This is a genomic window from Saccharopolyspora sp. NPDC000995, assembly GCF_053599315.1.
Map to the genome: position 1 here is coordinate 1 of NZ_JBSFLZ010000192.1, position 7,745 is coordinate 7,745.

4 protein-coding genes are annotated in these 7,745 nt (G+C 68.1%); all 4 read right to left on the reverse strand.

The features are described 5' to 3' along the window. Positions 1-179 precede the first annotated feature (179 nt). The 4 genes from ACWDKQ_RS34000 to ACWDKQ_RS34015 all read right to left on the reverse strand — a co-directional run bounded on the left by ACWDKQ_RS34000 (position 180) and on the right by ACWDKQ_RS34015 (position 7,656). Positions 180-4,181 (reverse strand): tetratricopeptide repeat protein, encoded by a 4,002-nt coding sequence (locus ACWDKQ_RS34000; RefSeq protein ID WP_450142869.1) that lies wholly within the window; start codon positions 4,179-4,181, stop codon positions 180-182. Then, a complete protein-coding gene (locus tag ACWDKQ_RS34005; protein WP_450142870.1) occupies positions 4,159-4,641 on the reverse strand; it encodes a VOC family protein in 483 nt (160 codons plus the stop codon). Before ACWDKQ_RS34005 ends, ACWDKQ_RS34000 begins: the two co-directional genes overlap by 23 nt. 278 nt (positions 4,642-4,919) lie before the next feature. Then, on the reverse strand, positions 4,920-6,149 hold the full coding sequence (locus ACWDKQ_RS34010; protein ID WP_450142871.1) for a class I SAM-dependent methyltransferase: 1,230 nt from the start codon (positions 6,147-6,149) through the stop codon (positions 4,920-4,922). Positions 6,150-6,276: 127 nt separating this feature from the next. Next, a complete protein-coding gene (locus ACWDKQ_RS34015) occupies positions 6,277-7,656 on the reverse strand; it encodes an FAD-binding oxidoreductase (RefSeq protein WP_450142872.1) in 1,380 nt (459 codons plus the stop codon). Between the last annotated feature and the right edge of the window lie 89 nt (positions 7,657-7,745).

The following is a 7,745-nucleotide window of genomic DNA, read 5'->3' on the forward strand; positions in this document are numbered from 1 at the left end:
GCCGACCACGCAAAACGCTCGGCTGGAAAACTCCAGCCGAGCGCCTGCGTGATCTACTTACAGCCACATAGGCCATCAGGTGTTGCGAGGACCCCGAGAATCCGCCCAAGCGAACGGTCCGTTCGCTGCGGACCACCAACATCGCGGCGCGGCGCGATCCCAATACTGCGCCCTGTTCGTCAGCTGCGGCCGGAGAGCTCCCCACGCGGACCTTCGCTCAGCGATGCGGGTCGAAAGCGCGCCTGCTCGTTGCGCCGCCCCCCGTAACGCCCGGCACCGAGGGTGACCTCACCGGTCGGCCCGGAGGAAACCTGGTGGAGGCTCGCGGAAAGATCGGCCTCCAGACCGCCCGGCAGCTTCAGCCGGACCAGCAGCGGCAGCAGGAAACCGATCGCCACCATCGCCACGAGCACCGGCGTCAAGGTGCCGAGCAGCACGGTTGGCACCTGGTACCGCAGGAAGAACGCGCCCCACATCAACGCCAGCATCACCAGCGACACGGTGATCAGCGCGGTGCTGCCGACCAGGCTGGAGCGGGCCCGCCGGATGCGCTGCTGCGCGAGCACCCGAACCCGGTGCGCCTCGGAGTGCCTGCTGTCGAACTTCTCCACCCGGCGCAAGTACCGCATCGCCCGGCGGAAGTGCAGCGACGAGAGTTGCACGTCGCCGCTCTCCCCGATCTTGTACGCCGCGACACCGGCCACGAAGTGCGGTTCGGCCTGATCCGAGGCCGAACCGATCGCCTCCCGGGCGACCGCCAGCGCCTCCAGGTAGAGGTCCTCGCTGCCGGTCGCGTCGCCCCGCTGGACCAGCAGCCGGGCCAACTCGACCTGCAGGCGCCACTTCGGCAGGTCGCAGTCCGACCGGTCGAGCACGTAGCGCAGCGGCTCCTCCGCGCTCACCAGGTCCCCGGAGGACCGCACCACCGAACGCGCCAGGCCGATCGCGGCCGTCCCGTTGCCCGGATCCAGCACGGTCGCCTGGCGGAACTGCTGCGTCGCCCGCCCGGCCCACTCCCGCTGCTCCCCGCCGTCAACGTCCCGCTGGAGGTAGACGTTGCCCAACTCGACGTGTGCCTGCACGTCGTACCAGTCCCGTTCGACGGCCTGGTCCAGCAGCTTCTCGGCCTCCTCGAACCGCCCGAGCTGGCTGTACAGCGCGGCGAGGTCGACGTGGGCGCCGACGTAGGGGTCGAGTTCGATGGCGGTGCGCAGGTGGTGCTCGGCGGCGGCGTGGTTACCGCGCCGGAAGTTCAGCACGCCCAGCAGCGCATGCGCTTCGTCGTCGCACGGGTCGTCTTCGATGACGCCCACGCATAGCCGTTCCACCTCGTCGTGCTGCGCTGTTCCGACGTCGCGCAGCAACGCGGCGGCCAGCGAGAGCCGGGTTTCGTCGTCGCGCGGGTCGATCTCCAGTGCGGCCCGGAAATGCCGTTGCGCCTTCTGGATGTTGTTGCCGCGCAACGTCACCCAGCCCAGGCCCACGAGCGCATCGCCTCGCTCGTCCGGTCCGAACGCGTCGTCGAGCAGTGCCGAGAAGTGCTTCTCCGCCTCGGTGAACCGCTGCTGCGCGAGCTCGATCCAGCCCAGCTCGACCAGCAGCGACCGATCACCCGGGTATCGCCGCAGGTAACCGCGCACGACGTGCTCCGCTTCGCGATACCTGCGCTGCTTGCGCAGCACACCGGCCTTCAGCACGACGGCGTTGAGGCTGAGCGGCCTGATCGCGAGGATCTTGTCCACGCAAGACAGCGCCTGGTCGAGTCGGTAAGTGTCGACGTAGATCTCGCCCAGCAAACGCAAGAAGTCCAGGTCGTGGGGGAACCGCTCGATCGCGGCCAGCGTGGCTTCCTCGGCCTCCGCGGCCAGGCGCATCCGCCGCAATGCGACGACCTCGTCCCATATCGCCACCCGCGAATGCGGCTCCGCCCGCTTCGCCCGGCGCGCCAGCTGCAAGGCGTCCTCGAACCGGCCGGCTTGCCGGAACGTCCGGCCCAGTTCCACCAGGAGGAACCGCGAATCCGGGTCCCGCGCCAGCTGCTCGCGCAGCAACGCAACGGCTTCGTCGTAACGATTGGCGATGCGCAGCGCCCTGACGCGGTCCTGCAAGGCGAGCATCGAATCGTCGCTGTTGGCATTGCGACGGAAGAACTCGATTGCCGCATCGATGCGGCCCAAGCGCACCTCCCGCCATCCGAGTTCGCGGATGACGTCCTCATCCGCACCGAACGCCTCGGCCATTCGAGCGGCGACGGCCTCGGCTTCGCCGAACCGGCGCAGCTCGACCAAGATGTCGTAGCGTTCCAGCAAGGCCGACACGTTCCCGGTGTCCGACCGCAACGCACGATCGGTGGCCTGCAACGCCTCCTCGTAGCGGCCCTGGCGGACGTACTCCGCGATCAACGCCTGGCGCAGGTACCAAGTCTCGCCGCATGCCTCGAGCCCGCCTTCCAGCGCAGCGACCGCAGCGTCGTACAGCCCCTGGCAAGACAACGCCAGGGAGAGTTCCTCGTGCAGTTCGGGGGCGAGCGGGGCTTCGCGCAGCCCCTCCCGGGCGGCCTGTTCAGCTCGGTCGAACCGGTTGGTCAGGCGGAGGACTATGGCCTTGGACTCCAACGCCTCGACGTGGCCCGGAGCCACGTCCAGGGTGCTTTCCACCCACGGAAGTGCGGCGTCGTAGTCCGCTCGGGTCCGGTGGATTCGCCCTAACAGGTAACGCAGCGCCGGTACGTCCGGAAACCGGCGCTGCGCTTCTTGCGCCGCCGCCAGCTCTTCGCCGTAGCGGTACAACCCGTTGAGCAGGTTGCATCTGGCGGAGATCAGGCCGATGTCATACGGGTAGTCATCCAGGAAGCGGACGCATTCCTGCAAGGCCTCATCGGCCCGGTCCTGGACGTCGAGCGAGTTGACCAACCCGAGCCGCAGCGGTCTGTATGTGGGGAACTGCCGCAGCGCATCCCTGGCCGCCTTCTCGGCGTCCTCCGCCCGACCTGCGCTGCGCAGCAGGCTGACCTCCATGCTGCGGGCTCGCGGCAGGTACTGATCCATCCGCGCCGCGGTCCTCACCAGCTCGATCGCCTCGTCCAGGCGACCCTGGGCCTCGCGCAGCAACGCCAGTTCCAGCAGCAGCCGGGGAGATTCCGGGTTCGCGGCCAGGGCCGCGTCGAGCACGGCTTCGGCGTCTTCGGGCCGCTTCGCGTCCCGGAGCAACGTCGCGTACCAGTCGGCGAGGAACGGGTTTTCCGGGTCCGATGCGGCGGCCCGCTCGATGCGCTCGACGGCCAGATCGTCCTGGCCTCGCCGACTGGCGACCAGTGCGTGCTCGCAGACCAGATCCGGGGAATGCGGCAGCCGGGCGAGCGCCTCGGAGGCCGCCCGATCGGCTTGCTTGAACCTGTCCAGCAGCCGCAAGAGGAAGATCTTGCGCTCATGGGCGAGCTCGTGCCACGGGTCTAGTTCGAGCGCGCGGTCCACGGTGCGCAACGCCGCCTCGTAGCGGAACTGCTCGACCTCCAGGAAGGCCAGCAGATCCACGAGATCTGCCTCGCCCGGGAATCGGCGCAGCGCTTCGCGCGAAGTCGCCACGGCGGCGTCCAGCTCACCAGCGGCGTGCAGCGCGAAGCATTGCCATTCGATGACATTGACGTCATCCGGGGCGATCGCGAGCGCTTTCTCCAGGTGGCGCATCGCATCGTCCGGTCGTTGCATCTCGATGAGCAGGCGCCCGATCGCCACGCGGACGAACACGCCTGCCGGGAACCGTTCAAGCGCGGACTCGGCGAACTCCAGCGCCTCGGCGTAGCGGTAGCTGCGCTCCAACGCGGCGATGCGCCACGCGTGCGCGCGTTCGGATGCCGGGTCGAGTTCGAGCGCTCGCTCGAACTCCTCCAGCGCGGTTCGGATGGCGATCCGGCGCAGCGCCACCCTGCCCCGCAGGATGCGCAGTTCGACGCTGTCCCCTCCAGCTAGAGCCGCATCGGCGGCCTGCTTCGCCGCGCCGAACTCGCAGCGGCGTCGGAGCAGGTCGATGTCGCTGAAGTCCCGCACTTCCCTGGAAATCTCGCTCACCTCTCGCCTCGCGTTCGCTGCCAGCGGCAGTTTGCCAGCAGCGAACACCAGCCCGGGGAAGAACGCGAAGATCGGCGGTGCTGGGGGCAGCTCAGCCTTCGGCTGCTGTTTCAAGGGTGGCGATGTCGAGCTTGCCCATGCTCAGCATCGCCTTCATCGCCCGCTGGGCCTTGGTCTCTTCCGCATCGGTGATCAGCTCGTACAGGCGGCGCGGGACGATCTGCCAGGACAGGCCGTACTTGTCCTTCAGCCAGCCGCAGGGGCCGGGCTCGCCGCCCTCGCTGAGCTGCTGCCACAGCCGGTCCACCTCGTCCTGCGAGTCGCACAGGACCTCCAGCGAGATGGCCTCGGTGAACTTGAACTGCGGGCCGCCGTTGATGCCCACGAACTGCTGCCCGGCCAGCTCGAAAAGCACGGTCATGACTGTTCCCGTTTCGCCCGGCCCCGCCTCGCCGTAGCGCTGCACGTGCACGACGCGCGAGTCGTCGAAGATGCCGGCGTAGTACCGCGCGGCTTCCTCGGCCGCGGTGTCGAACCAGAGGTTGGTGATGATCTTCTGCTTGATCTCGTACATGTCCGTCTCCCGTCTCGTCGCCATCGTGCTGGCCGCAAACAGGTAGACCTGCCACCGCGGCAGAACTCATCGCGGGTACCGAAAAGGCCCGTGAACACTTTGAGCCGCTGCAGCGGCGTCTGGATGTAGTGGTGGCGGGTGCGGCTGTTGAAGCGAACGGCCTGCTCGCCTCGCCTATGGAGGAAAACAGGCCGTTCACCGCGCGACCGAGTTCACCAACAGCCGCTAGCTAGCGATCAAACGGGCTCACGAGCCCTCAACAGCCGACTCGGGTTCTACTACCAGGTGGGACGCAGGGGATAGTGGGCGTCGGTGCCGTCCAGGCGGACGCCGAGGACCTGGTGCAACTGGACGATGTTGCGCTCGAAACCCAGCTGGCAGGCCGCCATGTAGAGCCGCCACACGCGCGCCCGGCCGAAACCGACCTCGGCGACTGCCTCGTCCCAGTGCTCCTCCAGGTTCCGGCACCAACCGGCCAGTGTCAGCGCGTAGTGCTCACGCAGGTTCTCCTCGTGCCGCACCTCGAAGCCGTTGTCGTTCATCGCCGACACGAGCGTGCCTACCGGCTCCAGCTCGCCGTCCGGGAAGACGTAGCGGTCGATGAACTTGCCCGGCCGCGACCCGTGACTGCCATCCGGACGGGTGATGCAGTGGTTCAGCAGCCGCCCACCGGGGCGCAGCTTGCCCGCCAGGTAAGAGAAGTAGCCCGGCAGCTCCGCAAGGCCGATGTGCTCGGTGAGCCCGATCGAGCTGACCGCGTCGAAGCCGGTCTCGGCGACGTCGCGGTAGTCCAGGTGGCGGACCTCGGCGAGGTCAGCCAGCCCGCGTTCGGCGATGGTCTTCTGCGCCCACTGCGCCTGCTGCCGGGACAGCGTCACGCCGAGCGAGCGCACCCCGTAGTGCTCGGCCGCATGCATGACCATGCCGCCCCATCCGCAGCCGACGTCCAGCAGCCGCATGCCCTCCTGCAGGCCGAGTTTGCGCGCCACCAGGTCGTACTTGGTGAACTGCGCTTCCTCCAAAGTGGACGTCGCCGCTGGGTACACCGCGCAGGTGTAGGCCATCGACGGGCCCAGCACCCACTCGTAGAACCGGTTGGACACGTCGTAGTGGTACGAGATCGACTTGCTGTCGCGGCGCTTCGAGTGCCGCCAGCCACGCGGGCGGTGCTCCACCTCCGGCGGTCGCACCGGCCACCACAACCGGTACCCGGCCAGCTTCACCGCCAGTTCGCGCCGCAGGCTCGGCGGGATGTCGTTGAGCGCCACGCTGGGGAACCCCGTCAGCGCGGTGTGCATGTCGCCGTGCACCTCGATCGCCCCGGTGACGTAGGCGCGCGCCAGGCCGAGCTCGCCCGGCGCGGCGGCGAGATGCGAAAGTGCTAGTGGCGAACGGATTTCTACGCACACGTCCGCCCCCGCACGCCCGGCGCGGCTGCCGTCGAACGCGCGGATCTCCACAGAGACGTCGCTTCCGAGGATGCGCGTGAACACCTCTGCCCAGCCCATCAACGGATCTCCTTCCTGCCGCTCAGATCGAGGGCCGCGTGGGATTTGCTTTCATGCCCGATGGTCATTCCAGCGACGTGCCCGGCCAGCCAAAGACGACGTGACCACGACTCAAGCTCCGTGGTAATCATCTTTCCCCCACGCATTTCTCGTACAGCCCGGGAAGCCGGCCCTTCGGGTCGTACCGATCCTTCAACTGCTGGTAGGCGGAGCGGTTGTAGAGCCGCCAGAACTCCGCCTCCTCGAAGTAGGAGTTGGAGTACAGCGACTTGTGCCCGTCGAGTTCGGTCACCGCGCGTTCGATGGCCCGGTTGTGCCGCCCCGGCGCCTCGCCCGGCTTCAGCGGCACCGTGGCCCAGAAACCGACGTTGACGTACAGCTTGTCCGGGTCCATCGGGTACAGCGGCCAGCCCTCGCGGTCGCGCAGTTGCACCGGGCACAGCCAGACCGGGGAGATCCCGATATCGCGGTGGAAGAACTCCAGGAACTCCGGCAGCCGGTCCACCGGGATCTCCACGTCCTGGATCACCGGCTCGTTGAGGCCCTTGCCGCGCAGCACCGCGATCCGGTCGGTGACCGAGTGGCGGCGGTCCCAGGCCACGATCCGGCGGTAGACGTCGGAGCGGCGGTACTGCTGCGGCCAGAACCGGCGGACCAGCGGGTGCTGCGCGCCGAGCGCGCGGGAGCACCAGAACCAGTCGGTGTCCCAGCGCCACAGGTAGTCGTGGATGCCCAGGTAGTCGACCTGCCGCTGCTGGATGGACCGGTAGTAGACCTGCTGCCCGGTGTAGTCGCTGGTGAACGGCACCTTGTCCACATAGGACCCCAGCGTCAGGTATTGCTCGCGCGGGCTGAACACGGTGCCGTCTAGGAAGTCGACCGGCTCCCCGTCGAAACTGCGGTCGCGGCAGATCTCGGCGATCGCCGTGGCACATTCCCGCGCCGAGCCGAAGCGCACGTGCCGCAACCGCACGTACGGTTTGACCTGCTCCAGCTCGATCTCCAGCCGCAGCGCGTAGCCCAGCGTGCCGTAGGAGTTCGGAAATCCCCGGAAGAGGTCGGCGTGCTCGTTGTCCGGCAGCGCCTGGACCACCTCACCGGCTCCGGTGAGGATCTCCATCTCCCGCACGGATTCGTGCGGGAGACCGCTGCGAAAGGATGTGGATTCGATGCCCAGCCCGGCGACCGCACCGCCGAGCGTGATCGTCTTGAGCTGGGGCACCACCAGTGGGATGTGCCCGGACGGCAGCAGCGCGTCGACGATGCTCTCGTAGGTCGCCATGCCCTGCACCTGCGCGGTGCGGCCGGCGGAATCCACTTCCAGCACCCGGTTGAACCGCCCGACGTCCAGTCCCGGCCCCTGCGACGGCGCGCGGAAGCGGAAGAGGTTCGAGGTCGGTTTGGCTAGGCGCACCGGCGCGCTGGCCGGCAACCTGCCGTACTGCGCCACCAGAGCGGATACCTCGTCGGAATGGCTTCCTGCCGCGACTGTTCCCCGATCGGCCATTGGTAGTCAGGGGCGCGGTGTCCCGAAGGACCCGGTTCCCCATCCCCCTTTCAATCCGTACGTGCGGTTTTCCCGCATACGGCTTACCG